Below are 26,864 nucleotides of genomic sequence, written 5' to 3' on the forward strand. Positions count from 1 at the left end.
GATAAAAATTCTTAGATTTGTAGCCGATAAACCTTAAATAAACTATGAAAAAGATTATTAATACCAACAATGCTCCTGCGGCAATTGGACCATACTCACAAGCCAATATGGCTAATGGCGTTTTGTATATTTCGGGGCAGATTCCTGTGGATCCTGCAACGGGAAAATTGGAAGAAGGCATCGAAAAAAGTACACATCAAGTCATGAAAAATCTTGAAGCCATCCTTACGGAAGCAGGACTGGGATTTCGCCATGTTGTGAAAACGACAATATTTTTGAAAAATATGGACGACTTCGCGGTGATGAATGATATCTATGCCTCTTATCTGGATGCTGAGGCTTTTCCTGCTAGAGAAACTGTGCAGGTATCATGCCTTCCGAAAAATGTTGACATCGAAATATCAATGATTGCACACGCCGATTAATGAATTTTTTTAGAAACTTATTTGGTGTTTTTTGTGGACTTCTTGTAGCGGGCCTTATCATTTCGTTGGGTATTCGTATCAATCCAAGTTGGATTACCTACAAAGAGTTTGCACCATTTGAGCATTGGAAACAACTTCTTGTTGAGGTTCAGCATGAGGGGGCTTTCTTTGCTGCTTTATTATTTTTTGGTGGGCTGGGCGTTAGCATTGGCGGTGTGATAACGGCGCTTATTGTAAAGTATGCCAAAGTTGCTTATGCTATTTTGATTGGTTTTATCATGCTTTTCATTGCGATGCTTGATATTATTATCTATCCCTATCATCCGACATTTTATAAAATTTCAATATTTTTAGTCTTTTTTCCTTTTTCCTGGATTGGTGGAAAAATCGTTGAGGTTATCTACGAAAGGAAGAAAAAAATGGAGGCAAAAAAACATCAGAATACTCAGGATAAAATTTAATAATATTTAGAAAGCAGTCGTAAAGATTGCTTTTTTTGTTTTTATGAATTTTGAAATTGATGAATGCTTGAGATTCTTCACTTCGTGCTGAATGACAAGGTGGTTATTTTTGCAAGCTCTGTGTCCGTCTTTTTATTGCTTCTTTATACTTTATCCATACTCTGGATTGGCTTTAAGTAAGCTTTAATTTTAAGCTTGATGATAATTTTATTGAGAAAGTTTTTTTACTAGGCAATTTGATTTTTTATATTTGTAGCTCCTATTTATTAATAAAAACTAAACTATTACGCATGGCTGAACTTGAAGTAGCAAAATCTACCAAAAAAATTTATGATACCGCAAAATCCGAGGAGCATAAAGTTGGGCACAAAATAAAGGAAATAGCCATGGAGATTGTGATTATTATTTTCGCAGTTTCTGTCTCAATAGCTTTTCATGCCTGGAATGAGGATCGTGTCGAGCAACTCGAGGTTAAGCATTTTTTATTAGGTTTGAAGGTCGATCTTAACAAAGACATCAAAGAGTTGTCAACTGATATGGAAGCCTATAAAAAGCAGAAACGTTTCTTTTCGTATGTAGCAAATATTCCCGCTGGTAGTTTGGCTTCCCAAGATTCTATCGATGCTAATAAAGATTATTTATTCAATTTTACAGGTTTTACAGGCAACCAAGGTCGCTATCAGGGTTTTAAATCTTCTGGGAAAATAGGATTTATAGAACATGAGGAACTTCAGAACGCAATTCTCGATTTGTATGAAGAAGATATTCCTTTGTTGGTGACTTCTACGGATTTCTACAAAGCGCAAAAGCTTAAATATGCGGATTATATTTTTGATCATTCGGTGGATTTTCCAAAAGGGAATTTTTTAAAAATTATTTCTTCGGAACCTATTAAAAATAGAAGTAAAATTTATCTTTCAGGCGTCGATCATATCATCAATAACTATCAGACTTGTATTACTCAGATGCAAGGTGTTATTACAAAGATTGATAAGGAATATAAACATTAGAATGTTTGGGTATTTCGACTTCGTTTTGTGACTCCCTCAACTTTTTAAACATTTGGCGTAGAACGCAGAAATTTCGTTCTTTGTGAGGATAAGTTAAATTGGATGGAAAATGCTATGGAAAAGAAATCTTATACTTTTGAAGAGATAAAACAGAAAATGTTAAACTACTGCGTTTATCAGGATCGTTGCCATTATGAAGTGGAGCAGAAAATGCGAGATTTCTTATTAATCCCTGAGGCTAAAGATGAAATTCTTCTTTATCTCATCCAAGAGCGTTATCTCGATGAAGAACGCTTTGTGCGAAGTTATATCCGAGGGAAATTTTACATGAAACATTGGGGACGCTACAAAATCCAACTCAACCTAAAACAAAAACAAATTTCTGAGAAACTTATCAGTCGTTGTTGGGACGAAATAGATGATAATGATTATAAAAAAACGATTCGAAGTTTTATTGAAAAGCAGCAAGATAGCATCAAAGAAGCCAACACTTTTAAAAAGAAAAATAAAATCATAAAGTTTTTAATTTCTAAAGGTTTTGAATATGAGGTTATTTTGGACGTGATGCTTGAGGAATTTTGAGTTGTTGGTTGGTGATGTTTCGACTTGGCTCTGTGACCAGAAGCCAATTATTAGTTGTAAGTTTTTAATTATGATTGTAGGTCGTTGCGTTGCGAAGGATAAAAAATGTACAGATGCTGTTGAAAGCCAAAAGTTAATTTGTTTTTCAGTTGGTTTTGGCTTAATTTCGTACAACATTAAAATTTAAATCGTTATATAATGAATCAGGATATCATCTTCGACCTTATCGAGAAAGAAAGACAAAGACAAACACATGGCATTGAGCTTATTGCATCAGAAAACTTTGTGTCAGATAATGTAATGAAAGCGATGGGAAGCGTGCTTACAAACAAGTATGCGGAAGGCTATCCTGGAAAAAGATATTACGGTGGTTGCGAAGTGGTGGACGAAGTAGAGACTTTAGCTATCGAACGTGCTAAGCAATTGTTCGGGATTGATTATGCCAATGTGCAACCTCACTCTGGTTCGCAAGCCAATGCAGCTATTTATCTTGCAGTTTTGAAGCCTGGCGACAAAATTATGGGAATGGATCTTTCGATGGGAGGACACTTAACGCACGGTTCTGCTGTTAACTTTTCAGGAATTCAGTATGACGTTGTTTCTTACGGCGTAGATCGTGAGTCTGGACTTATCGATTATGATCAAATGCGTGAGGTAGCGCTTCGCGAAAGACCAAAAATGATGATTGCTGGTTTCTCTGCTTATTCTAGAGATTTGGATTATGCTAAATTCCGTGAAGTAGCTGACGAAATTGGTGCAACACTTTGGGCGGATATTGCGCATCCTGCAGGACTTGTTGCTAAAGGACTTCTTAACAATCCATTCGATCATTGTCATGTGGTGACGACGACAACACATAAGACGCTTCGTGGACCTCGTGGTGGTATGATTATGATGGGTAAAGATTTTGAAAACACTTACGGACACAAAACGCCAAAAGGTGATATCAAAATGATGAGCCAAGTTTTGGATGCTGCGGTTTTTCCAGGGATTCAAGGTGGTCCACTAGAGCATGTTATCGCTGGTAAGGCGGTAGCTTTTGGAGAAGCGATTGATTCTAAATTTGAGGTTTATGCAAAACAAGTTAAAGCTAATGCGCAGGCTTTGGCTAAAGCAATGATTGCAAATGGTTTCGATATTGTAAGCGGCGGTACAGATAACCACCTTATGCTGGTTGACCTACGTAACAAAGGTGTTAATGGTAAAGAAACCGAAAAAGCTTTAGTAAAAGCAGATATCACGTGTAATAAAAATATGGTTCCGTTTGATGATAAATCACCATTCACAACATCTGGTATTAGATTAGGGACTGCTGCAATTACAACAAGAGGTCTTAAAGAAAATGATATGGAAGTGATTGCTTCATTAATTTCTGAAGTGGTTGATAACATCAAAAATGAAGACGTTTTAGCATCTGTTAAAACAAAAGTTAACCAACTAATGGAAGGTAAAGCGCTTTTCAATTATTAAACTTAACTTTTTTATATTGAAAATTCCAAGGTTGAAAAACTTTGGAATTTTTTGTTATACCTGGCTTGTGATGAGTTGTTGCCAAGTTTAATTATAATTTTTTCGAGGCTAAGCGATCTCGAAGCTATCGTGTTTTTTCGAATTTCATAAGAATAATCAATTATTGGAAGATATTATTGGGTTGTGAATTGTATTAAAAACATGAGTTTGGATTTATCATTAGGAATTAGGTTTTATCTTTTTTATAACTAAATAATTTGATAAATGCTCTGTTATTTCGTTTTTTCTATTAATAATAGATCGTTGGTTTGGTTTGGTTTGGTTTGGTTTGGTTTGGTTTGGTGCGTTGTGCTTGAAATTAAGAAAATTTGAGGGGTGTTTTTCTATGAGGGCGCCAATATTCTGTGTTGTATTTAATTGACTTACAGAGGGGTAATGGCAGCTGGTTTGCGTGCTTTTGGTTATGGTAATCAAGGTTTTAAATTTGACCTTTTAATTTAATGTTTTTCTGGTTATTTTGAAGTTTTAAAGCATTATATTTGCAAAATTTATAATATAAAACTAAAAGCAATATATGATATGTATGTTTAGAATTTTATTATTGACAATTTTGATGTGCGGGAGTCAATTCCTTATGTCACAGCAAGTTGACAGGCTTTATTTGTCTTTGGCGGGGACGGGAAGAGTTTATGATATAACAAGTCTTACAGGGACAGTTAATCTTCCAACGCCTTTAGCTTCACCTATTGCAACCACCGCTGCGAATATGAGTGATCTTGCTGTAGGATATGACAGTCCTGGCGGAAATCCCAATAATTTAGTGTTTATACATTCAAACACTTTAGCTAGTAGTTCATTATATAAAAATGGGAATATAATATCTCCGGCAGCCACTCTTCCAAATGTACCTATTGGAGGAATGGGGACTAATAATGTACCGGGGACTTATTTTGGAAGAGTTTATGGTTTTCAATCCAATACAAAAACACTTTATCCCATTTATCCTTCAGGTAGTACTGTAGCAATTGGTCCGGCACCCAATGATACGGATTGGGCTTCTGGTACTACGTTTGGGACAGATACATTTTTCGATTATGAAAATAATATCTATATGTTTCTTAATAACTCAGCAGGAACAGCTAGGTATTTGTACAAAATCGCTATTGCAACAGGATTGGCTACAAAAGTTGTGCAGTTAAGTGGTCCCGCATCGACAGTAAGTGGGATTCAAGGTATGGCTTATTTAAAGGGTAATGTATATACCGCTACTATATTTGGATCTTCTGGAGGCTCCGCAAACTCTGTACAGATTAATAGGATAAATATCAATACAGGAGCTTCTACAACTGTTGCAACCATAAACATAGGCAGTAATGAGTATGGTAATCTTGATTTGGCGACAGTGCCTTATTATATACCATTTACCTTTAGTTGTGGTAGCGCTGCATTTCAAGGAAATGCCGCTTTTTCTACGGGTTATGCATCAACGAAAACTCTTAGAATTCCTATTACAGATATTTATACACCAGGAACTTACACTCTTAATGTTTCGGGAACCGACATTACAACTGCTTCTCATCAGGTAAATGTGACATCAACTTCAACTTATGTTGAAGTTCCTGTGACGTATAACGGAACAGGTGTGGCTGGTAATAGGACAGTTACAGTTCGACTTGGTAATTCTTCTACAGTCTGCCAAATAACCGCAGTAGTAGAGCCTTCTTTTGGCTGTACTTCAGCAATGTATATTTCGCAGAGCTCAACGCTTTACAATATTAATACGACCACCAATCCATTTACATTTCCTTCAATAGGGAGTTATGGTAGTAATTTTAATTCAATTGGATTAAATCCTCTTGACGGACTTATATATGGAACACTTGATGGCGGTAGAAATATTGTTAGGATAAATGCAGCAGGAAACTATACTTTTCTCGGACCTGTTACTGGCTTAAATGCTGATGGCGGTTACAATGCAGGAGATTTTGACTCTTTGGGTAATTATTATGTTAAATTGGGTTCTAATAATAATACAATATATCGTGTAAATCTTGCGACAATGACTGCTACCACAATAACACTTTCGCAGGCGGTTAATATTCCAGATTTTGCTTATAGAAAGGCAGATGGTAAGCTGTATGGTGTAGGGAGTGTTACTGGTAGGCTCGTGTCAATTGACCTGTCAACTACGCCCGCGACTGTTACTTTATTCCAAGACTCTATTTCTAGTGAGCCCTTCGGTGCTATGTTTGCCTCGTCAACAGGAGAAATATTTGGCTCTGTTAATTCAGGTGGTTTTTATCAATTTAATGTCACGACCGGAAAAAGAACTTTAATATCATCTTCTCCTGCAAGTGATGTTAACGATGGGGCACATTGTACCAATGCTACAATAGTTTTTACAAGTGATTTGTATGTAACAAAAACTAATGGTACAACTACTTATGCGCCCGGAACCACTACAACCTACACTGTCGTTGTGGGGAACAATGGACCTTTCGGAGTTCAAGATGCTACTTTCTCGGATCTTGTACCTAGCGGAATTCCTGCCGGGAATGTGTCTTATACTGCAACAGCTGCTGGCGGAGCAACAACTTCTATTATGGGAGTTAATACAGGTTCTATAAATGATGTGATAAGCCTTCCTTTAACAGGGACAGTAACTTACACCATAACGGTCAATATTCCTGTTTCTTTTACAGGCAATTTAACGAATACCGCTAGGGTTACTTCACCAGCCAATAGTGTTGATCCTGATCTATCAAATAACACCGCCACAGATACTGATACGCAATCGGTTTGTTATAATACCGTTACAAATATTTCTACTGGGATAGATTCTAAACACGGCATAACATTACAGAAAAGAACAGGAACTGCGAATGGAAATTGGCCTATGATGCGAAAGTCTGCTCATACAGTTTTAGAATCCAATACCCAAGGACTTGTTATAACGAGAGTGCCAACCAGCGGTTTAGCTGCTATTACTTCTCCACAAGAAGGGATGATGGTTTTTGATACTACAGTAAAATGTTTGAAAATATATTCTGATTTTAGCTGGAAGTGTTTTTCGGTCCCAGCTTGTCCATAAAATTTTAACTATGAAAATTAAAATAAAATTTTTCTTGTCTCTTTTTGCACTAATGCTATCAGCCTTTTTTTATTCTCAGGTTATTATTGGAGATTCACAGGGTACAGCGGCTAATAAAAACAATGTGCTTTTGGAATTTGCAAATACGAATAATAAAGGTATCATATTGCCTTATGTCCGCACATTGCCAACTTCTCCAACACAAGGGACAATACTTGTAGATGCTGTTGTGCCAGCGCAATCACGCGTAAAATATTATAACGGATCTACTTGGGTTGACCTAAGTGGACAAAATGCTAATTTGACCACCACCTTAAATACACAGACCAATCTGCAAGAATCTCCCGCTTCTAAAGCGATTATAGGCTCTAGCAATAGCACTGCTAATGGGGTATTGGTTCTTGAATCCAATGACAAAGCAATGGTATTGCCAATAGTTAGCGATGTTAACAATATCCCGAGTCCATCTCCAGGCATGATGGTTTATGTTTCTAAAGCAGGAGCAAAACGCTTAGCTGTATATAATGGAGAAAGATGGTCGTTCTGGGCGCCTCAATAGAGCTTTTACCTCTTTTTTTTGAGCAAAAAATTTTGCCCAAGAAAACCAAATAGTAAACATCCAAATTATAGAATGCTGTTTGGTGTATCCCTATTTTCGAATTGCTTTTAAGAACGTGTAGGTTTTAAAAAAAATGACATTACAAAATTCCTCATTTATAAGGATTGTAGTTCTAATGTGTTCACAATAATTTTGGCATCAACAAAAAGCATAAAATTATTGATAATGAAAAAATTAGTAGTACTTCTTTTAGCAGGAATTGTGTTGGTCGCCTGTAGCCGTGACGATGACCAGACGACCCAACCAATAATCCCTTAGTTCGGTGTACCATGGTGCCTGTTTCTGGAACTATTACACGGACGTAAAGGTGTTACTGCGTGTTGTATCAGATGGCTAATTTTGTTTTTGTAAATGTTTTTTAGAGGATTTAATTTTAAATAGCAGCGAAAAGTAAAGAATCAATATTTCTTAATAATTACATGTGAAGCATTTTTAATTTTTATATCCTTGTTAAGAAATTTCAATAATCCTGTTTTAGAATCGCGTCGAAATACTGAGAGATTGCTCGTTTGGGTATTTGCTACAATAAGGAATTTTCCAGATTCATCCATCGCGAACGTTCTAGGATGTTTGCCTTTGGTTCGCTGATAGCCAATGTTTTCTAGGCGACCATCTTCAAGGATAGAAAATATAGCAATATTATTTTCCTTTCCGCGATTGGAAGCGTATAAAAACTTCCCGTCTGGCGAAATGTGAATGTCCGAACTCTCAAAATCCTTTTTATACCGCTTGTTGTGGGTAGCAATGTTTTGTATGTTTTCAAACTTTGAATTCTCAAATTTGTAAGCACTGATGCTTCCGCCCATTTCCTCGATGCAATATACAAACTTCCCATTGGGATGGAATTTGAGATGTCTTGGACCGCTTCCTAAGGTGCTTTTAATTTCAGGTATTTCGGTTGGTTGGAGCGGTTTAGGATTTTCATTTTCAAATTTGAAAATTCTTATTTTGTCAGCGCCTAAGTCCGTGAAAAAAGCATAATCAAAATTTGGAGAAAACACCGCCGAATGTAAATGTGATTTTTGTTGTCTTTTTTTGTCAATACTGCCTTCCGAAAACTGAAAATATTGAACATGTTTTGCTATACTCCCATCCTCCACAATTGGAAAAATAGAAATACTTGATTCTGTGTAATTGGCATTCAGTAGCCATTTTCTATTGTTGTGTACACTGACGTATACAGGGTTTTCACCGTCCGTTTTTTGGCTGTTTATATAACTTAGTTTTTTGTTTTTAATATCAAATTTAAAACTACTGATGCTTCCAGCATTGGGTGTTTTGCTATCCGTACAAGCGTAAAGAAAGTTGCCATTAGTGGATAATGTAAGAAAAGATGGATTGAGAATTCCTTTTACGGATGAGGTTTTTGTAAGCGTTCCAGTAATGCTGTCGAGTTCAAAAATATATATGCCTTCCTCGTTTTTGTCCCAATTGAAAGAGCCTACAAAGACCATCGTGTTTTGCGACAAAATAGGAGTGTATATAAAAAAAATAACGACAAGGGGTAATAATTTTCTCAAAAGATTTTTAGAGTTTAAAAATTATTTTACTTTTTCTAAAAGGTAGAGTTTGGCGCCTGAGAAAGCTAGTTTGGGCATGAGGTTACCTTCCAGAACCATCGTTTTATTATTAACATCAATCACTGTAATGTAGTTGTTAGAGTTGTATTCGATATAATTTTCTTTTTCTTTGGTTAAAGGATTTTTTCCGAATTCAAATTTATATTTAATCCAATTTTCTTCTTCGTTGCTGCAATGGACAGGTTTGAATTTTGAGCGGTTGGATTTAAAAATAATTTGATCAAAAGCATCATTACATTCGGTAGCGAAAGAATTGTCTGGATTTTGATCTTTCTGAAAATCTTCGAAAGAACCCTTGTAAACGCCAACCACTTTCCAAGTGCCATCTACGCGGTCTTCATCTATTTTTCCATTGGCTTTGCTAACAGCCCAGCTAATGCCGTTTACGGTTCCTTTTACGGCTTTGTATCCGACTTTTGCAACGCCTTTTACAGCTTTTGCTGCGGTGGAAACAACGCAAGAATGTAAGAGTGTTGCGACGGATAGTATTAAGATTATCTTTTTCATAAAATTTGCTTTGGTTTTACGAAGATAATGTTTTCTTTATTTGGCTTCTAAAATTGTTTATAATGTTTAACAAAAAAAGCTATCTCGAATTCGAAATAGCTTTTTAATATTTACAATCTGTTTATTTTTTTATAAATTTTCTTGTTTCTTTGTTGGTTTTAGAATCAATCTGTATTATATAAGTGCCTTTAGGAAGATTTTGGACATTGATTTCTGTTTTTTTTGGGTCAATCGTTTGGGTGGAAATTATTCTGCCGTTGTAATCCAGAATATTAATTGTTGAACGACTTGTTATACCATCTATATTGATAATTTTGTCAGCAGGATTAGGATATATGTTTAAGCTTTCTTTATTGTTATTGCTTGTTGCTAAAATTGCAATATTATAACATGCAGAAGTTATTTCGCAATTTCCATTAGAAATTTTTACGGCATAATTTCCATTTTGAGTTGGTGTATAGCTTTGTGCTGTTGCTCCAGAAATTGGATTGCCAGTTGTACAATTGATCCATTGGTAACTAATGTTTTGACCTTGTTCTACAGCGGTTAGCGTTGTAGAAGTAGTTGTGACAACGTCGTTAATTGCAGCTAATATTTCTATAGTTTGTGTGCTATTGTTAGGGCAAGTACCTGGCGTTGTATAGGTGATGTTGTAAATGCCTGGTGTGCTTGTAGCCACATTAATTTCTCCAGTCGATGTATTAGCAAATACAAGCCCCAATGTAGAACTGAATTGTCCACCTGATGTCGCTACAGCGTTTGGTAATACATTGGCAGAACCATTACATATTTTTACACTTGGATAGCTGAAGTTAGCATCGTCTTTATCTTGGATGTTAATTGGGAAATCAGCTGCATCGTAATAACCATTCCAGAAGCCTGATAAAACATGAAGTTTTGCGGTGTGTGTGCCACTAGTATTATAGGTATGTGATGCGTTTTTTGTCCAGATAGGATTAGAACTATCACCCATTTCCCATGCAAAAGTCGAATCTGTAGATGCTTTTCCAAAATGATGCATGAATTTATTATAATTATACATTCTGTCAGATATTAAATCTGTTTTGGTTGTGTTGTTGAAGTCGATAGTATTACCTACGCATGTTTCTGATGTAGATAATGTCGCTTGCGGTTGAACATCATAACTGACAATAGGAGCGATAATACCTTCGCACTGTATCTTTTGAGTTAGCCCCGTTATAGCAGTGGTTTGTATCCAGTTGTTGTAGCTTCCATAAGAGCTGTATGAAGATTTGAATGTTGCGAAATTTTCGTCATAAGCTTGTCCTACTGCAATATTGTTTAGATATAAAGAAAGTATGGCATTAGTACTACTAGGACTTATAACGATTGCATAATTTCCAGTTATATTAACAGCTTGATTAAAATTGACATAATAAAATCCTAGATTGTTAGTAACATTAACGGTTTTAGAAACTAGTGCATTTCCTATTGGTCTATTAGAAGTGTCAGCTTTAAATACCGAAACCATAACGTTGCAGGTTACAGTGCTCTTGCTAGACCTTTTGCCATAAAAAGTTGCGCCATGAATCTTTAAACCTTCAGCAGGAGCCGTATAAGCTTGCGACATCGCTTCATTATCTTCTTGCCATAAATCGAAACTGAAGTAATTAGAATTTCCTAAGATTTCTTCTTTGACAAACGAATACAAAAGAGTGTCTTTAACAGCCGATTTTTTTGTAAAAACTTCTTTTTGTCTTTGCGGTTTTTTGAAATTTGGACTTTCCTTTGCAGGGGCTAATTTAGAAATTTTAGTTTGCGCGTGGCTCCATGTAGATACGAAGCATAGCATTAGCATGGCTAATGTTAATTTGGTTTTCATAAGGGTTATTGTTTAGTTTAAGGGCACAAAACTAATAAAAAAAAAGACATATCAAAATTATATTATTAATAATGTTTCAATTCTTTAATTATAGATGTTTTAATTTTTTAAAATTCAAAAAATATCCACCAAAAGACTTATAGAGATAGATATTTAAAATTCAAAAATCAATATCTTTACCACGTTTTTTAGAAATATGTCAAAAGCAAAACTTGTCCGCGTTACCACAGTGCCCATTTCTTTAGAAAAACTTTTGGGAAAACAACTGACTTTTATGAATCAGTATTTTGATTTAACGGCTGTTTCATCAGATGCCATCGCTTTAGAAAAAGTAGGAGATTTGTTAGAGGTTAAGACACATCCAATTGAGATGACGCGGAAGATTACACCTTGGCAAGATATAAAAGCTGTATGGGAAATGTACAAATTTCTCAAGCGAGAAAATCCAAAAATTATACATTCTCACACCCCTAAAGCAGGGCTTGTAAGCATGTTAGCGGCAAGCTTGGCGGGAGTTCCACATCGTTTGCATACCGTTGCAGGTTTGCCTTTGATGGAGGCTAAAGGTCTTAAAAGAAAGATTCTTTTGGCTGTCGAAAAATTGACTTATGCGGCGGCTACCAAAGTTTATCCCAATTCTAAAGGTTTGGAGGATTTTATTTTGGAACATCGCTTAACAGCATCTTCGAAGTTGAAAGTCATCGGAAACGGCTCGTCTAACGGGATTGATACTCATTATTTCCGCTCTGAAAATCTTTCAAAACAAGACTTGGAAAATCTTAAAAAAGAATTAGATATTCAGCAAGATGATTTTGTTTTTATATTTGTCGGACGTCTGGTCGGCGATAAAGGTATTAACGAATTGATTGCGGCTTTTGACTCTATTTCTAAAAATAATTCTAAAGCTAAACTTATTTTGGTAGGCACTTTTGAGGAAGAACTGGATCCGTTATCCGAAATCACAATGAAAAAAATAAAGTCCAATCCCAATATTATCCTTGCAGGTTGGCAATCGGATGTTCGGCCTTATTTGGCGGTGTCAGATGTCTTGACTTTTCCTAGTTACAGGGAAGGTTTTCCTAACGTTGTGATGCAAGCAGGTGCAATGGGATTGCCAAGTATTGTTTCTGATATTAATGGCTGCAACGAAATAATTGTAGAAGGCAAAAACGGCGTCATTATTCCTGTTAAAAATGAAAAAGCGCTGGAACAAGCGATGGAGAGATTGATTGGCGATAAAAATCGTTTTCATAATTTAAAGAATAACGCACGTCCAATGGTTGTAGAACGTTATCAACAACAGATAATTTGGGAGGCACTTTTGGGAGAATATCAAGGATTATTAAATTAATTCAGTTAAGAAATAAAAGCTTTTTAGATTTAAAAAGTAAAAAACGAAATATGTATAAAAACTTTATAAAAAGAATTTTAGATTTTGTGATCGCAAGTGTAGCCTTGGTCTTACTATCACCAGTTTTGATAGTGGTGACGATAGGTTTATATTTTGCCAATCAGGGAAAACCATTCTTTTTACAAAGACGTCCAGGTAAGAATGAGAAGATTTTCAGAATCATCAAATTCAAAACCATGAATGACAAAAAAGACCGTGAAGGACAACTGCTTCCCGATAGTCAGCGGCTAACAAAAATTGGGGCTATCGTGCGGAAAACCTCTATTGATGAAATTCCGCAATTAATCAATGTCATAAAAGGTGATATGAGTCTTATAGGTCCGCGGCCTTTGCTGCCAGAATATATCTCGCTTTATAGTACAGAACAAAAACGCCGTCACGAGTTAAAACCAGGAATAACAGGTTGGGCTCAAGTTAACGGACGAAATGCCATCTCGTGGACCAGAAAGTTAGCTTTGGATGTAGAGTATGTTGATAATATCAGCTTTGTTTTGGATTGTAGAATATTCTTTTTAACAATAAAAAAAGTCTTAATCCGAGAAGGAATATCGCAGGAAGGTCAAGTTAGTATCGAAGCTTTTAATGGTAAAAATTAATAATAAATGAGTTTGTATTTATATGGCGCAAGTGGACATGGAAAAGTTGTTTTAGAAATTGCTGAAGAGCTTGGTATAAATGTTCAAGCTTTTATAGATCAGGATTCTTCTAAAGAGAAATGCCTCGATTATTCAGTTATTGATGAAGTTCCTATTGATGCTGAGCTTGTACTTTCTCTAGGTAATAATCTAACGCGGAAAAGAATTGCTAAAAAATACATTCAGCATCAATTTATAACTTTGGTTCATCCAAAAGCAATTATTTCAAAACGGGTAATGATTGCTGAAGGTACAGTTGTTATGGCTGGTGTGTTGATTAATAGTTGTTCAAAAATTGGAAAGCATTGCATTATCAATACAGGCGCAGTAATTGATCACGATTGTATTATTGGGGATTTTGCACATATTTCTCCCAATGCATCGCTCGCAGGGAATGTTGAAGTTGGGGAAGCAAGCCAAGTTGGGATTGGCGCATCGGTAATTCAAGGTATAAAAATCGGTAAAAATTGTCTTATTGGCGCAGGCGCGGTGGTTGTAAAAGATATTCCTGATAATGCTGTGGTAGTTGGTAATCCTGCGAGAATTATTAAATTTAATAACTAAAATAAAAAATAGGCTTTCCATTGGAAAGCCTGATGTGTTCTGTATAAAGAATCAAGAATTATTTCTTCTTTGCGCCAGCTACTGCAGTAGCTAAGTCAGCTCCAGCTTTGAACTTTGCCACTTTTTTCGCAGCAATTTTGATTGGCTTTTTTGTTGCAGGGTTGATACCTTGTCTTGCAGCTCTTTCCGATACCGAGAAAGTCCCGAATCCTACTAGAGATACTTTACCCTCTTTCTTTTTCAAAGTTGTTGTAACATTGCTAATAAATGATTCTAAAGCTTTCTTAGCAGCTACTTTTGTGATTTCTGCATCTTTCGCGATTGCATCGATTAATTCAGACTTGTTCATAATTATATGTGATTAAAGTTATGTTGTTATAGCAAATATAAAACTTTTTTCATTTCACACAAGTGTTTTTGCCTTTTTTAAAGAAAAATATAATATTTATTTCATAATGCTGTAAATATGATAATTTGAATTTTCGCCAAATAATGGGCTTTTTTTAAATGATGTTAAGTCATTATCGCCATAGAATAAGGATATTAGCATTATTTGTCTTTTACAGTTGCAAATTATTAATTCTTGAATTTTAATATTAAACTTAGCTTAAACTATTTTTGGAGATAATAATAATTTAAGACGAGTTTTTATTAGAAAATACATATTTGTAGTAAATTTGCAGCATGTTAATAGAAGTTTTCAAATCCAAGATTCACCGTGTAAAAGTTACCGAGTCGGATCTTAACTATATCGGAAGTATTACCATTGACGAAGATCTTATCGATGCCGCAGGGCTTATCGTAGGCGAAAGAGTCTATATCGTGAATGTTAACAATGGCGAACGTTTTGACACCTATGTTATAAAAGGTAAAAGAGGATCTGGCGAGATTTGCCTTAATGGACCTGCCGCACGCAAAGTGCACAAAGGCGATACCGTGATTATCATCGCCTATGCACAAATGACGCCTGAAGAAGCCAAAACTTTCCAACCCAAAATTGTTTTCCCGAACGAAGAAACCAACCTTTTAACTTAACCGAATGGAGAACACATCCAAAAGTCCTCTCAAAAATTTTTTAAGTATTGCGATTTCTATTGTATTTGCAGGATTTTTCCTTTGGCTAGCTTTGCGCGGATTAGACTTTGATGTCATCAAAACATCTTTGGCAAAAGCCAATTATTTGTGGGTGCTTTTTGCGGCAGTGTTCGGGTTGTTGGCCTATTGGTTTCGTGCCATCCGTTGGAATCTACTTCTAGAACCTATGGGATACCAAATCTCAAATGCCAATTCTTTGTGGTCCATATCATTCGGTTATCTCATGAATTTAACCATTCCCAGAAGTGGGGAAGTGGCGCGGGCGACAGCGCTTTACGGCGTAGAAAAAGTTCCAGTTGATAAATCTTTTGGGACAATTATCTTGGAGCGTGTTATCGATTTGGTTTGTATGTTGGGTTTTTTAGGTCTTACTCTGATTTTTAAATACGATGCGATTTTAGCCTTTTACCAACAATCGGGCGCTAAGATTAATCCAAACAAAATAGGATTGGTTTTGGGTATTTTAATTGGTGCTGGATTATTGTTTTTAGCACTTCGAGAAAGACTTAGAAGCCTTCCTGTTATTGGGAAAATAGTTGGCTTTATAGATGGTATTCTCAATGGACTAACATCGATTTTTAAATTAAAACAAAAACTAAAATTCTTTATTTATACCATTGCTATTTGGGTGAGCTATTATTTGGCGGCTTATTTGGTTTGCTTTGCACTTCCCGAAACGTCCGATTTCGGCTTTGCCGACGGTTTTTTCATTTTGGTTGTTGGTACGCTTGGGATGATCATTCCTGCAAGTGGAGGCATTGGCGCATTCAATCTCGCAATGAAATTTGGTTTTATGGCGTTGTTTCTTTCCATGGGCAAAGATGCACACTTGGGTGGAGAGATTGGACTTATTTATTCATTTATTTCTTTGCCGCTGCAGATTTGCATCATGTTGGTTATGGGGCTTATCTCGATTCCCATGCTTGCAAAAGCGCGTAAATTCTAAAATTTTATTAGGGCAATTCCCTCGCAGCCGCTCATCCAACACTCGGGTCGGGCTATTCGCTATTATCTTTTAGCTTGCCGCTCGGATGGCTCCGCTACGCTCCGCCATCTCACGCCAAGCCAAAAGGATAGCCGCTTCTATCCCTATTGCAAAAGCAGATAAGCAGAAGCTCAGATTTATTATTTTTATAAATTCTCAATTAAGAAACAATCACTTTACTCCCTTTTTCCTCATCTTTTTCGATGCTTAGAGACATGGGAATTCGCTCTTTTAATTCTTCCACATGGGAAATAATTCCTACAATTCTGTTTTCCTTTTGAAGACCTGTAAGGGTTTCAAAAACAATATTTACCGACTCTGTATCCTGAGTTCCAAAACCTTCATCTATAAAAAAGAAGTTTTTTTCTGCTTTAGCATTGGTTTGTACAGATTCCGCCAACGCCAACGCCAAACTTAAAGACGCTTGAAAAGCCTGACCTCCAGAAAGCGTTTTTACACTCCTATTTCTTCCCTCGTTCAAATAATCAATAATCTCAAAATTCCCTTTATCATCCAACTGCAAACTCAATTGATTTCTCGTCATTCTGTGGAAACGAACATTCGCCTGATCGCAAAGTTGACGGAGATAGATGGAAGAAACAAAATTCACAAAACCCGCTCCTTTAAAGAGATTGAACATGGTTTTTAAATTTTCAGCTCGTTTTTCAAGCGTTGAATATTCCTGTAATAATTCTTCTTTTTTCTTAAATTCTTTCTCAAGTCTTTCAATTTCTACAGAAGTTTTGGTTTGCAAGGTATTCGCTTCCAACAATTCTTTTTCTTTGATTGTAAATTGGTTTTCAGTTTCCGAAAATTGATTCTCATCAAAAGAAAAATCTTTGAGTTTAATTTCCAGTTCAGCAATTCCATTTTTCAAGGTTTCAAAGGCAATGCTAAAGTTTTGAATTTCTTTTCTTTGGTTTGGAATATCAATTGGCAATGCCAAAATCTCGTCCACTTTTTCAATAGAATCAATTTTTTCCTCAACAAGCTTCGCAGAAATTTGATTGTTTAAACTTTCCAATTCTTTTTGAAGCTCAAGAATTCTTTTATCCAATAATTCTAAAGCTGTTTTTTGTGAAGCCAATTTCGGATTCAATTCTCCTAATTCTTTATTGAATTGATTGAAACTTTGTTCTGTTGCAAGATTTTTAGCTTTTAAATCATTCAATTGCAAAATCAAATTTTCAGGATTTTCTGTTTTAAAATCATCATATTTTAAAACTTTTAAATGCATTTTATTTTGCTGAATTTGAGTAGATTTTCGCGCTTCTTCCAACTCAAACTGTTGCAGGGCTTTGGCAAATTTTTCTAAACTTTTTCTCTCGTTTTCTAAGTCCACGCGTTTTTGTTTCAAGACTTCATTCTTAGAATTAATTTGCGTTTCCAAATCTGCAGCGTCCGCTTTTTTCTTAATAAAAAATTCAGGATTGTTGGCTTCAAATTCTTCCCAAATAAAAGTTTTCTGATGCTCCAAAATTTGAGTATTCAAAGCTTCTAAACTTTGCTTTTCTGTCTTCAATTGTTCTGCGAAATTCTGCTTTTTAAAAATAATTTTCTCAACCTGAGTTTGAAGATTTCGTATTGATTTTTGCTCGTTTTCTGCATCCAAAATTTTTTGTACAACAGAATTCAAATGTGCAGAAATATCTTCTATTTCCACAATATTGGGATGTTCCAAAGCGCCACAAAGTGGACAAGCTTCGCCATCGTGCAGCTGATGCGCATATTGCGATAATTGTTCCTGAACTTTAAAATGATTTTTTTGTGATTCTAAGTTTTTCTTTTTCGTTTCTAAAGTTTCCAATTGGGTTTTAAAATCTTCAGTAAAAGTCTGTTCATTCACTTTTAAAACGCTCAACTCTTCAGAAACTTCTGAGTTTTGAATTTCTAAATTTTGAATTTTCTGCTGCTGATTTTTAAAATTCCGCTGCAAGTTTTCATTATTCGTAAACCAGTTTCCAACATTCATTAAAATTTGAGAATCTATTCGGTTTTTTGATAGTTCTTGAATTTCTTTTTCTGTTTTTTGTATAAATTCTGAAATTGTTTTTTCCAGTTTTTTCACTTCTTCTACTTTATCAAAGCCTTTTTTAGTGCGTTTTTTAATTTCTTCAATTTCAGTTTCAAAAGTTTTAATTTGAATTAAAAATCCTAAATCATTTTCTTCCACTTTTTTATGGGAAAGCTGTTCAAATTCCGGTTTTAAAACTTCTATTTTTTGTAAAACCTCATCCACTTTAGCTTGAAGTTGCTTTAGATTTCCTTGTTGAATATCTTTGTCGGAAAGATGAGTTTTCAATTCTGTTTGAAGTCTTTTTTGATCTTTTAAAAGTTGAAAAAAAGCATTATAAACCTTTTCAAAAATATCTAATTCTTGTTTTTGGGTTTCCATTTCAACTTTTTTCTCATTCAGTTTCTGAAAGTCATTTTTCTTTTGAATCAAACTTTCAAAATCAGTTTTTAAAGCCTTTAAACGCTGGAAATTATCATTAATGAGATTAAATTCTTTCTGAATTTTTGCAGTAGTTTCTTTTTGCTCAAAAAGTTGATTTTTCAAAACCAAAATTACTTCTTCTGAAACGCCTTCAAAACCTTGCAAATGACCTTGCATTTGGTCTAATAAAGATTGATTTTGCTTAGTCAATTTACTCACTTCATCTTGCAAATCAAAACGATGAAGATTGAAAATTTCTTTCATCATCTTTGTTCTCTCCATCTCTCCCAACTCCAAAAACTCTTTAAACTGACCTTGCGGAATGATTATAGTACGTTTAAAATTGGTATAGGTTAAACCAATGATTTCTTCTGCATTGGTGTGTTCCAGCGGTTGCCAATTTCCATTTTTAAATTCGTAAAATATGGCGGAAGCTGGTTTTACATCTTCAAAATTTTTGGAATTTCTTTTGTATTCTCGCGTAGCTCGAAACAATTTGTTTTCATGATTCAAAAAATCGAACTCGATATATGAGCGATTAGATTTTAGGTTCATCATGTTATAAGCCCTTTTGTCACGCGCGTTGAGACGTTCAGTTTCTCCATACAACGCAAAAGAAATCGCTTCCAGAATGGATGATTTTCCCGAACCTACAGCTCCGAAAATTCCGAACAAGCCAACTTGTGTCAATTTCGAAAAATCGATAGTTTGGCGATCTTGATACGAATAAAGTCCTTCTATAGTGAGTTTTTGTGGAATCATTTAGGCTTGTTTAATTTCTTGAAGAAGTTTCATAAGTTCTTCATTGGGTTCTTGGTTCGCGTTTTTTGATTTGAAATAATCAATGAAAAGAGTTTCTAAATCTTTGCTAATGTCGATTTCTTCAGTTGTAAAATTTTGATTTTCAGTATTTTTAACTTTTGGAATTAAATAAATAATGCCATCGTGACTTTGGTAAATTCTTTTTCGTTCTTCAGCTTTTAAAAACGAATCAGATTGAATTGTAAGTTCCACCAAAGTATTGGGATTTTCTTCGAGCCACACAATACTTTCATCGATATTATCAAAGCTTTTTCGAACCAGTTTCCGACCTGATTGTAATTCAATTTTATTAAAGGAAATGCCTTGGTTTGGGAAAACCTCGATTACTGAAACATATTTGGTTTGCCCAGCTTCCGAAAAGCTATAACAAAGCGGTGAAGAGCTGTAAACAACAGGTTTTTCCTCTGTTCCGATATTTGCAAAAGCATGCAAATGCCCCAAAGCTGTATATTGAATTTGAGTTGGAATTGCTTCAGAATACACCATGTCTGCATTTCCTATTTTTATAGGTTTTTCCCCTTCGGGTTCTTCTAAAATAGCTGCGCCACGCTTGTTCATATAAAGATGTGTCGTCAAAATATTCACGCCTTTTTCATCACAAAATTCATCGGCAATTTTCTTCCAATGATTGGCTAAAACTTCATTCAAAGCTTCTTCTTTATTCTCGCCCAAATATTGTTTTAAACGGATTTCGTTGGCGTAAGGCGTATGAATAACACGAATAGGATAATCAAAATGACTTAATTTTAATTCTAAAAAGCCTTCTTCCGATTTTGTGATTTTAAAATCATTTAACTCAAATTCCTGAATTTTCGCTTGTGGATAACCAATAAGAATAATTCCACATTCTCTTGCCAAAGGATTTGGTGCATCAATTAAACTGGGCGAATCGTGATTTCCTGAAATGGCAATTACTGGACGTTTTCCGTTGTTAGAAAGCTTTTTCAGAGTTTTATAAAACAATTCCACTGCTTCCACACTTGGATTAAAATTATCGAACAAATCTCCAGCAACCAATACTACATCAACCTTTTGTTCATCGGCAATTGCAACAATTTCTTTCATGACATCAATTTGTTCTTCCAACCTCGAAAAACTATCCAAACGCTTGCCCAAATGCCAATCTGCAGTATGTAAAATTTTCATAAATTATTAGTTGTTATCGTTGCTTTCCTTCGCTTTAAAATCTTCTCTAATTTGTTTTAAACGTGCTTTTCTTTCAGCCTCAGCATTCTGAATTTTACGTTTCTTTTGATCGAGTTTCTTTTTGTGATTTTTTCTGTTGGCTTCGTTATTTTTGCTCATTTCGGCTCAATTTCCATAGCAAATTAAATGCTTTTCCAATCTTGCTAAAATACTATTTTATTCAACAAAATCAATATTTAATCCATTCTAAAAATGGCTTTAGTTTTAGTATTTTTACAAAAAAAATTATGGACCAAAACTCAAAAGATCCTTTGCACGGAAAACGATTAGACGCCATTTTGGAAGAACTCTTGGAGTACTACAAAGGTTATGGAGAATTGGGCAAACAAATCAACATCCGATGTTTCACAGGTGAAAATCCGAGTGTTTCTTCATCTCTTAAATTCTTACGAAAAACACCTTGGGCACGAGCTAAAGTAGAAAGTTTGTATTTGTATGTTTTGAGACAAAAAAAGAAAAAAAACTAGAACTAATCCATAAATTCCCCAGAAACATAAAACCAACGATTTTGGATTTTCTTAAATGTTGAAAGCTCGTGATGAACTTGGTTTTCGCCCTTAGAATCTGTAAAATAGGCTTTAAACTCTACTTTATTTTCAGAAGGTTTGCTCACAATTTCCAGTTTTGTCCAAGTGTTTGTTTTTCCCCAAGCTTCCATTTCCATTTTGTCATGATATTTTCTTTCACTGGGAAGTGTGGTTTCCATTAAATAGTCTCCATTGGGGATTGCGTAAGCAGAATACCGAGAACGCATCAGCTGTTCCGCAGAATTGGGAATTTTCTTTTTTAAGTGAAATATTTCACAACATTCGGTATAGGATTTTCCTGAGCAACAAGGACAAAGCATGGTTTAGAAATTAGAGGTTAGAGGTTAGAAAAAAACCTTGTCAATGTTTTAAACCTTGACAAGGCTGCAAGTTTGTTTTTTACTCCCCAAAAGCTCTTTTCAAAAGGCTTTCAACTTGAGGTTCGCTGCCTCTGAAGGCTTTGTACAATTCCATTGGATCTTTTGTTCCGCCCGAAGAAAGCAAAACTTTATATTTTGCCGCCGTTTCGGGATTGAAAATTCCCGTTTCTTTAAAATACGCAAAAGCATCCGCATCCAAAACTTCCGCCCATTTATAAGAATAATATCCTGCCGAATAACCACCTTGGAAAATATGCGAAAAAGTAGGGCTCATCGCTGTTTCTGGATTTACAGGATACAAAGAGGTTTTTAAAGTTTGAGCATCCTCAAAAGATTTAATATCGTTCACCTCTTCAGGATGCGTGTGATAGGCCATATCCAACAATCCGAAACCTAACTGACGAAGCGTTTGATAGCCTTCCATAAAGTTTTTAGACTGTTCAATTTTTTCAATTTTATCGTTAGGAAGAACTTCTTCCGTTTGATAATGTTTAGCAAAAGTTTTCAAAAATTCTGGTTCGTAGCAGAAATTCTCCAAAAATTGAGAAGGAAGTTCCACAAAATCCCATTTCACCAAAGTTCCTGAAAGATTCGGATATTGTGTATTGGCCAACATTCCATGCAAAGCATGTCCAAATTCATGGAAAAGTGTTGTTACTTCTTGAAAGGTTAACAAACTCGGTGTGTCTTTCGTGGGTTTGCTGAAATTACAAACAATTGAAATATGTGGTCGAGAATTTTCTCCGTTTTTGGTGTATTGATTTTTATAACTCGTCATCCAAGCACCCGCACGTTTTCCTTTTCTTGGGAAATAATCGGTGTAAAGGATGGCTTTTAGTTGTTGGTTGTCAGTTATTGGCTGGTGATTTTCGTTATCTTGATTCTTGGCTCTTGGCTCTTGGTTCTGAACTTCATAAACTTCATAGGTTTGAACATCTGCATGGTATTTCGGAATATTGTGAACTTCTTTAAAAGTCAGTCCGAAAAGTTTTCCTGCTAATGTGAAAACTGCATCCTGAACTTGATTTAACGGAAAATAAGGTTTTAGTTCCTCATCATTGAAATCGTATTTTGCTTTACGCAATTTTTCAGCGTAAAAAGCGTGGTCGTAACTTTGTATTTCCTCGATTCCGTCAGCTTTTGCAAGAGTTTTTAATTCCTCGATTTCTTTTTGAGCGTAAGGCGTTGCTTTAGTCAAAAGTTCATTTAGAAAATCCAAAACTTTGGTTGGAGATTTTGCCATCCTTTCCTCTAAAACGTAGTCAGCATAGTTTTTATAGCCCAACAATTCTGCTTTTTGTTGTTTTAAAGTGATGATTTCTTTGATGAGATTCTGATTGTCTAATTCGCCACCATCGAAAGATTTTTTTCCGTTAGCAAGCGCTAATTCCTTTCTTAATTCGCGATTTTCAGCATAAGTCATGAACGGAACATAGCTCGGATATTGCAAAGTGACTACCCAACCTTCCAACTTTCTTTCTTTAGCTTCCTCTTCGTATTGAGACAAAATTGCGTCTGGAATTCCCGCCAAATCGTCTTTTTGGGTGATATGTTTGAAATATGCATTGGTTGCGGCCAAAGCATTTTGACCAAACTGAAGCGACTTCATGGATAAATCGATATTAATTTTTTCCAATTTCTTTTTATCCTCCTCATTCAGCAAAGCGCCACTTCTTACAAAACCTTTGTAAGTTTCAGTAAGAAGCATTTGTTGTTCTTCGTTGAGCTTGTAATTGTTTTTTTCATCTGCACTTTTATCTTGATTTTTTTTGTCAGATGGAATTCGTAAACTCATTTCATCAAACACTTTTTTAATTCTTTCGAAAAGTTTTTCGTTTTGAGAAATTTTAGATGAAAATTCTGTTAAAAGTGGGGAAACTTCTTGTGCAATCTTTTGGATTTCATCATTGGTTTCAGCGGAATTAAGATTGAAAAAAATATTGGAAACCACATCCAGTTTTTCACCTGAATACGCCAGGGCTTCGATGGTGTTTTCAAAAGTTGGAGTTTCTGGATTGTTGACAATATCGTTGATTTCTTGTTCGGATTCTGAAATTAATTCTTTGAATGCTGGAAGATAATCTTCGTTTTTTATTTGATTAAAAGGTGCAGTATGAAATGGTGTATTGAAGGTTTGTGTAAGTATGTTCATATTTTTTTTGTATTAATGAATTATATAGTCTATTTGTCATTTAACTACGTTCAGTTCGAGCAAGCTCTCGTATCGAGGAACGAGGAATCTAGTTTTAAGATTTCGCACTTCCATTTCTACAAGCTCAATGTTCGTTCGAAATGACAAATTATATTTTCTCAAAGATAATGCCCAAATGTCAATTTATGACAAATTTGCGCACCGGATGGAACGGCATGTTGGAGCTCTTCCCAAAGCTTAGCTGAGCAAAGGCTTGGAAAGCGACTAGTGACAGCCGGAATTTTGCGCCCAAAACATAAGAATTAAGCGAGAAAATGAGTATTTTTGAGGTATAATTTTTGAAAATGTCACATCATTTACTTTTAATATTTCACCTTTTGGGAGCCTGCATTTGGGTGGGCGGACATTTGGTTTTGGCGATAGGAATTTTACCAGAAGTTTTAAAGAAAAAAGACCCCGAAATTCTTTTAAATTTTGAAAGAAAATACGAGAAAATAGGCATTCCCGCGCTTTTGGTGATGGTGATTACTGGTGTTTGGATGTCGTATCAATTTGGGGTGAAATTTCAGGATTGGTTTCATTTTTCGAATCCTTTGGAAACAGCGATTTCTATTAAGCTTTTGTTTCTTTTGATTACAGTGATGTTTGCGATAAGCGCCAACTTTTTTGTGCTTCCTAAATTGTCTCCTAAAAGCCTTCCTTTAATGGCTTTTCATATTATTTGTGTGACTTTGTTGGGTGTTGGATTTTTGCTGGTAGGAAGTTTTATACGATTCGGGGGAATTTCTTTATAATTTTTTGTGAATAGTAAAAACCTATGATTCGGATTAATCTTTTTATTAAATTGTTTTATATTTAGTTTAAATATTAATGTTTATGCAGAAGTTAGGCTATGTAAAAAGTGCGTTGCGAAGCCACATTATGACAATGCTTTCGGAGAAAATTAGTAAGCTTGAAAAGTTTATTGAGTTTACCATCGAGGCAAGTCATGATATTAAAAAAACGCCAAAATATGATAGCGTCCGAGAGGAAGCTCAGGAAGATATTTATCAGCTGCAAAAGCAGTTGGGCGGTTTTTATACTATGCAAAAAGCGATGGCAAAAGTGGTGAATACCGAGTTTGAGAAAGTACAATTGGGTTCTGTTGTTATTACCAATAAAGCGAGATTTTATATTTCGGTGTCGTTAGGTGAGTTTTTCTTTGAAGGAGATCGGTTTTATGCGATTTCGGAAGAAAGTCCTATTGCTCAAAAAATGCTTGGCATGCGCGCAGGGGACGAGTTTATTTTGAATAAAATCCATCAACGTATCGAAGAGATTTTATAATAATTAAGATTATAATTGAAACCAATCGTTTTTTTCTTCGAGAGTTAACAGAAAATGATGCGTCATTCTTTTTTGAAGTTAATAGTAATCCTATGTTTTAAAATATACTGGTGATAAAGCTTTTTCTGAGGAGGAAGAAGCGCAAAATTTTCTTCAAAATTATAAAGAATACCAAAAACATGGATTTGGAAGATGGGCAATTGTCGATAAGCAAAGGCTAGAATGCTTAGGTTGGTGTGGCTTAAAAAGAGATTTTCAAACGCATGAAGTGGATTTGGGTTTCCGTATTTTTGAAGAATTTTGGAATCAAGGCATTGCAACCGAAACAGCCAAGGCTTGTGTGTATTGTGCTTTTTCTGTGTTGAATCTCAACGAAATTATCGGACGTGCGATGAAAGATAATTTGGCATCAATAAAGGTTTTGGAGAATTGCGGCATGACATATTGTAAAGATATATTGCTTGATAATCAGGAAGCTGTACAATACTATATTTATAAAACTTAAATTAAAAATCGCTAATCTATTCGTATTTTTGTATTATGGAAAATGCGAAAATTTTAAAACATATCATCGAAGAGCGAAGAAGTGTCTTTCCAAAAGATTACGCAGAAGCGCCAATTCCGGAGCATATTTTGGAAGATATCTTGGGTGCAGCAGTTTTGGCGCCCAATCATAAGAGAACAAAACCTTGGCGTTTCAAGGTTTTTCGAGGTGAAGAAAAGCAGTTATTAGGCGAAGAATTACAATCGATTTATAAAAACACAACGCCACCACAAATTTTTTTAGAGAAAAAATATCAGGATATTGGTTTCAAAATAAGCAAAGCCAATATTGTGATTTCTATCGTTTGTGAGTTCAGCCCTTTGGTGCCCGAGTGGGAAGAAATTGCTGCTACAGCGATGGCTGTGCAAAATATGTATCTAACATGTACAGCCAACAGAATTGGGTGCTATTGGAGTTCTTCGGCTGTGGTCAATCATCTCCAAGAATCTTTGAAAATTGAAGAAAATCAAAAATGTCTAGGGCTTTTCTATATGGGAAGTTTGTAGTTGATAGATTTTTTTAGATTAAATAAAATAGTTTTGATAATTAATTTTAAAATTAAAAGAATTTATTATCTTTGCACACTATTAAAATTTAACCGGGACGTGATCCCAAAAATTAAAACAATATGTCAGTAAAAATTAGATTACAAAGACACGGGTCAAAAGGTAAACCTTTTTTCCACATCGTAGTAGCAGATTCAAGAGCTAAAAGAGATGGTAAATTCATCGAGAAAATCGGTACTTACAATCCTATTACTAACCCTGCAACTATCAATTTGGATGTTGATGCTGCTGTAGAGTGGTTAAACAAAGGTGCTCAACCGTCTGATACTGCTAGAGCAATTTTATCTTACAAAGGAGCTCTTTACAAAAAACACTTACAAGGTGGTGTTGCTAAAGGTGCTTTCGATGAAGCTGAAGCTGAGAAGAGATTCGCTGCTTGGGTAGAAGGTAAAGAATCAAAAGTACAAGGTAAAGCTGAAGGTTTGGCTAAAGCAAAAGCCGATGCTAAAAAAGCTGCTTTGGAAGCTGAAGCTAAAGTAAACGAAGCTAGATTGGCTGCAGTTGCACAAGCTGAGGCTGACGCAAAAGCTGCTGAAGAAGCTGCTAACGCACCAGTTGAAGAAACTACAGAAGCCCCTGCAGAAGGAGAAACTGCTGCTGAAGAAAATACAGAAGCTTAGTAATCT

At 35.3% G+C, this 26,864-nt stretch carries 26 protein-coding genes and 1 pseudogene; 18 read left to right on the forward strand and 9 right to left on the reverse strand.

What is annotated here, in order from left to right; genetic code table 11:
- Positions 1-44 precede the first annotated feature (44 nt).
- From ACVFVN_RS07145 to ACVFVN_RS07175, 7 genes are all read left to right on the forward strand, one after another.
- Positions 45-425 (forward strand): RidA family protein, encoded by a 381-nt coding sequence (locus ACVFVN_RS07145; protein WP_456234775.1) that lies wholly within the window; start codon positions 45-47, stop codon positions 423-425.
- The gene (locus ACVFVN_RS07150; protein ID WP_456234776.1) at positions 425-886 is read left to right on the forward strand and encodes a hypothetical protein; all 462 of its coding nucleotides are present in this window, start codon (positions 425-427) and stop codon (positions 884-886) included. The genes ACVFVN_RS07145 and ACVFVN_RS07150 overlap by 1 nt, the downstream gene beginning before the upstream one ends.
- Before the next feature lie 290 nt (positions 887-1,176).
- Positions 1,177-1,896: a DUF6090 family protein gene (locus ACVFVN_RS07155; RefSeq protein ID WP_456234777.1), complete on the forward strand. Its 720-nt coding sequence runs from the start codon at positions 1,177-1,179 to the stop codon at positions 1,894-1,896.
- Between the two features lie 114 nt (positions 1,897-2,010).
- Positions 2,011-2,478 carry a regulatory protein RecX gene (locus ACVFVN_RS07160; protein ID WP_456234778.1) on the forward strand — a complete coding sequence of 156 codons (468 nt, stop codon included), beginning with the start codon at positions 2,011-2,013 and terminating at the stop codon, positions 2,476-2,478.
- 198 nt (positions 2,479-2,676) lie between these two features.
- Positions 2,677-3,948 carry a serine hydroxymethyltransferase gene (gene glyA / locus ACVFVN_RS07165; protein WP_456234779.1) on the forward strand — a complete coding sequence of 424 codons (1,272 nt, stop codon included), beginning with the start codon at positions 2,677-2,679 and terminating at the stop codon, positions 3,946-3,948.
- 634 nt (positions 3,949-4,582) lie between these two features.
- Positions 4,583-7,039, forward strand: a complete 2,457-nt coding sequence (locus ACVFVN_RS07170) for a DUF6923 family protein (RefSeq protein ID WP_456234780.1) — start codon at positions 4,583-4,585, stop codon at positions 7,037-7,039.
- Between the two features lie 10 nt (positions 7,040-7,049).
- Positions 7,050-7,598 carry a hypothetical protein gene (locus ACVFVN_RS07175; protein WP_456234781.1) on the forward strand — a complete coding sequence of 183 codons (549 nt, stop codon included), beginning with the start codon at positions 7,050-7,052 and terminating at the stop codon, positions 7,596-7,598.
- Positions 7,599-8,056: 458 nt separating this feature from the next.
- Here ACVFVN_RS07175 and ACVFVN_RS07180 read toward each other — a convergent pair whose 3' ends face one another.
- The 3 genes from ACVFVN_RS07180 to ACVFVN_RS07190 all read right to left on the reverse strand — a co-directional run bounded on the left by ACVFVN_RS07180 (position 8,057) and on the right by ACVFVN_RS07190 (position 11,588).
- Positions 8,057-9,178 carry a lactonase family protein gene (locus ACVFVN_RS07180; protein ID WP_456234782.1) on the reverse strand — a complete coding sequence of 374 codons (1,122 nt, stop codon included), beginning with the start codon at positions 9,176-9,178 and terminating at the stop codon, positions 8,057-8,059.
- 21 nt (positions 9,179-9,199) lie between these two features.
- Positions 9,200-9,745, reverse strand: coding sequence for a hypothetical protein (locus ACVFVN_RS07185; protein WP_456234783.1), 546 nt, complete (start codon positions 9,743-9,745; stop codon positions 9,200-9,202).
- Between the two features lie 121 nt (positions 9,746-9,866).
- On the reverse strand, positions 9,867-11,588 hold the full coding sequence (locus ACVFVN_RS07190; RefSeq protein ID WP_456234784.1) for a T9SS type A sorting domain-containing protein: 1,722 nt from the start codon (positions 11,586-11,588) through the stop codon (positions 9,867-9,869).
- Between the two features lie 196 nt (positions 11,589-11,784).
- Between ACVFVN_RS07190 and ACVFVN_RS07195 the strand changes: the two genes are divergently transcribed.
- Genes ACVFVN_RS07195 through ACVFVN_RS07205 form a run of 3 tightly spaced genes read left to right on the forward strand, consistent with a single transcriptional unit; the run spans position 11,785 to position 14,198 of the window.
- Positions 11,785-12,939 (forward strand): glycosyltransferase family 4 protein, encoded by a 1,155-nt coding sequence (locus tag ACVFVN_RS07195; RefSeq protein ID WP_456234785.1) that lies wholly within the window; start codon positions 11,785-11,787, stop codon positions 12,937-12,939.
- Between the two features lie 50 nt (positions 12,940-12,989).
- Positions 12,990-13,595 carry a sugar transferase gene (locus ACVFVN_RS07200; RefSeq protein ID WP_165133940.1) on the forward strand — a complete coding sequence of 202 codons (606 nt, stop codon included), beginning with the start codon at positions 12,990-12,992 and terminating at the stop codon, positions 13,593-13,595.
- Positions 13,596-13,607: 12 nt separating this feature from the next.
- Positions 13,608-14,198, forward strand: a complete 591-nt coding sequence (locus ACVFVN_RS07205) for an acetyltransferase (RefSeq protein ID WP_456234842.1) — start codon at positions 13,608-13,610, stop codon at positions 14,196-14,198.
- Between the two features lie 58 nt (positions 14,199-14,256).
- Here the strand turns inward: ACVFVN_RS07205 and ACVFVN_RS07210 are convergent, their stop codons facing one another.
- Complete coding sequence (locus ACVFVN_RS07210; RefSeq protein WP_079668296.1) at positions 14,257-14,547, reverse strand: HU family DNA-binding protein; 291 nt, start codon at positions 14,545-14,547, stop codon at positions 14,257-14,259.
- A gap of 335 nt (positions 14,548-14,882) precedes the next feature.
- Between ACVFVN_RS07210 and panD the strand changes: the two genes are divergently transcribed.
- On the forward strand, positions 14,883-15,233 hold the full coding sequence (panD, locus tag ACVFVN_RS07215; protein ID WP_165133934.1) for an aspartate 1-decarboxylase: 351 nt from the start codon (positions 14,883-14,885) through the stop codon (positions 15,231-15,233).
- Positions 15,234-15,237: 4 nt separating this feature from the next.
- The gene (locus tag ACVFVN_RS07220) at positions 15,238-16,239 is read left to right on the forward strand and encodes a lysylphosphatidylglycerol synthase transmembrane domain-containing protein (RefSeq protein WP_456234786.1); all 1,002 of its coding nucleotides are present in this window, start codon (positions 15,238-15,240) and stop codon (positions 16,237-16,239) included.
- Between the two features lie 199 nt (positions 16,240-16,438).
- Here the strand turns inward: ACVFVN_RS07220 and ACVFVN_RS07225 are convergent, their stop codons facing one another.
- Genes ACVFVN_RS07225 through ACVFVN_RS07235 form a run of 3 tightly spaced genes read right to left on the reverse strand, consistent with a single transcriptional unit; the run spans position 16,439 to position 20,842 of the window.
- Entirely contained in the window at positions 16,439-19,477 is a 3,039-nt protein-coding gene (locus tag ACVFVN_RS07225; RefSeq protein ID WP_456234787.1) for an AAA family ATPase, read from the reverse strand.
- Positions 19,478-20,683: a metallophosphoesterase family protein gene (locus tag ACVFVN_RS07230; protein ID WP_456234788.1), complete on the reverse strand. Its 1,206-nt coding sequence runs from the start codon at positions 20,681-20,683 to the stop codon at positions 19,478-19,480. It lies immediately after the preceding gene.
- Between the two features lie 6 nt (positions 20,684-20,689).
- A complete protein-coding gene (locus ACVFVN_RS07235) occupies positions 20,690-20,842 on the reverse strand; it encodes a hypothetical protein (RefSeq protein WP_165133922.1) in 153 nt (50 codons plus the stop codon).
- A gap of 128 nt (positions 20,843-20,970) precedes the next feature.
- Here ACVFVN_RS07235 and ACVFVN_RS07240 point away from each other — a divergent pair, with 128 nt between their 5' ends.
- Positions 20,971-21,210 carry a VF530 family protein gene (locus ACVFVN_RS07240; RefSeq protein WP_165133919.1) on the forward strand — a complete coding sequence of 80 codons (240 nt, stop codon included), beginning with the start codon at positions 20,971-20,973 and terminating at the stop codon, positions 21,208-21,210.
- A 2-nt stretch (positions 21,211-21,212) separates the two neighbouring features.
- Here the strand turns inward: ACVFVN_RS07240 and ACVFVN_RS07245 are convergent, their stop codons facing one another.
- Both ACVFVN_RS07245 and ACVFVN_RS07250 read right to left on the reverse strand, forming a co-directional pair.
- Positions 21,213-21,590: a YchJ family protein gene (locus ACVFVN_RS07245; protein ID WP_456234789.1), complete on the reverse strand. Its 378-nt coding sequence runs from the start codon at positions 21,588-21,590 to the stop codon at positions 21,213-21,215.
- Positions 21,591-21,669: 79 nt separating this feature from the next.
- Complete coding sequence (locus ACVFVN_RS07250; RefSeq protein WP_456234790.1) at positions 21,670-23,802, reverse strand: M3 family metallopeptidase; 2,133 nt, start codon at positions 23,800-23,802, stop codon at positions 21,670-21,672.
- 344 nt (positions 23,803-24,146) lie between these two features.
- Between ACVFVN_RS07250 and ACVFVN_RS07255 the strand changes: the two genes are divergently transcribed.
- The 5 genes and pseudogenes from ACVFVN_RS07255 (at position 24,147) to ACVFVN_RS07275 (ending at position 26,858) form a co-directional block, all read left to right on the forward strand.
- Positions 24,147-24,596: a copper resistance protein CopD gene (locus ACVFVN_RS07255; RefSeq protein ID WP_456234791.1), complete on the forward strand. Its 450-nt coding sequence runs from the start codon at positions 24,147-24,149 to the stop codon at positions 24,594-24,596.
- 82 nt (positions 24,597-24,678) lie between these two features.
- The gene (locus tag ACVFVN_RS07260) at positions 24,679-25,128 is read left to right on the forward strand and encodes a hypothetical protein (RefSeq protein ID WP_456234792.1); all 450 of its coding nucleotides are present in this window, start codon (positions 24,679-24,681) and stop codon (positions 25,126-25,128) included.
- 181 nt (positions 25,129-25,309) lie between these two features.
- A pseudogene (locus ACVFVN_RS07265) lies at positions 25,310-25,633 on the forward strand (GNAT family N-acetyltransferase); the annotation flags it as partial.
- A 35-nt stretch (positions 25,634-25,668) separates the two neighbouring features.
- The gene (locus ACVFVN_RS07270) at positions 25,669-26,178 is read left to right on the forward strand and encodes a nitroreductase family protein (RefSeq protein ID WP_456234793.1); all 510 of its coding nucleotides are present in this window, start codon (positions 25,669-25,671) and stop codon (positions 26,176-26,178) included.
- 122 nt (positions 26,179-26,300) lie between these two features.
- A complete protein-coding gene (locus ACVFVN_RS07275) occupies positions 26,301-26,858 on the forward strand; it encodes a 30S ribosomal protein S16 (RefSeq protein WP_456234794.1) in 558 nt (185 codons plus the stop codon).
- The last annotated feature ends 6 nt before the right edge of the window (positions 26,859-26,864 follow it).

The sequence above is a fragment of the Soonwooa purpurea genome (assembly GCF_053891095.1).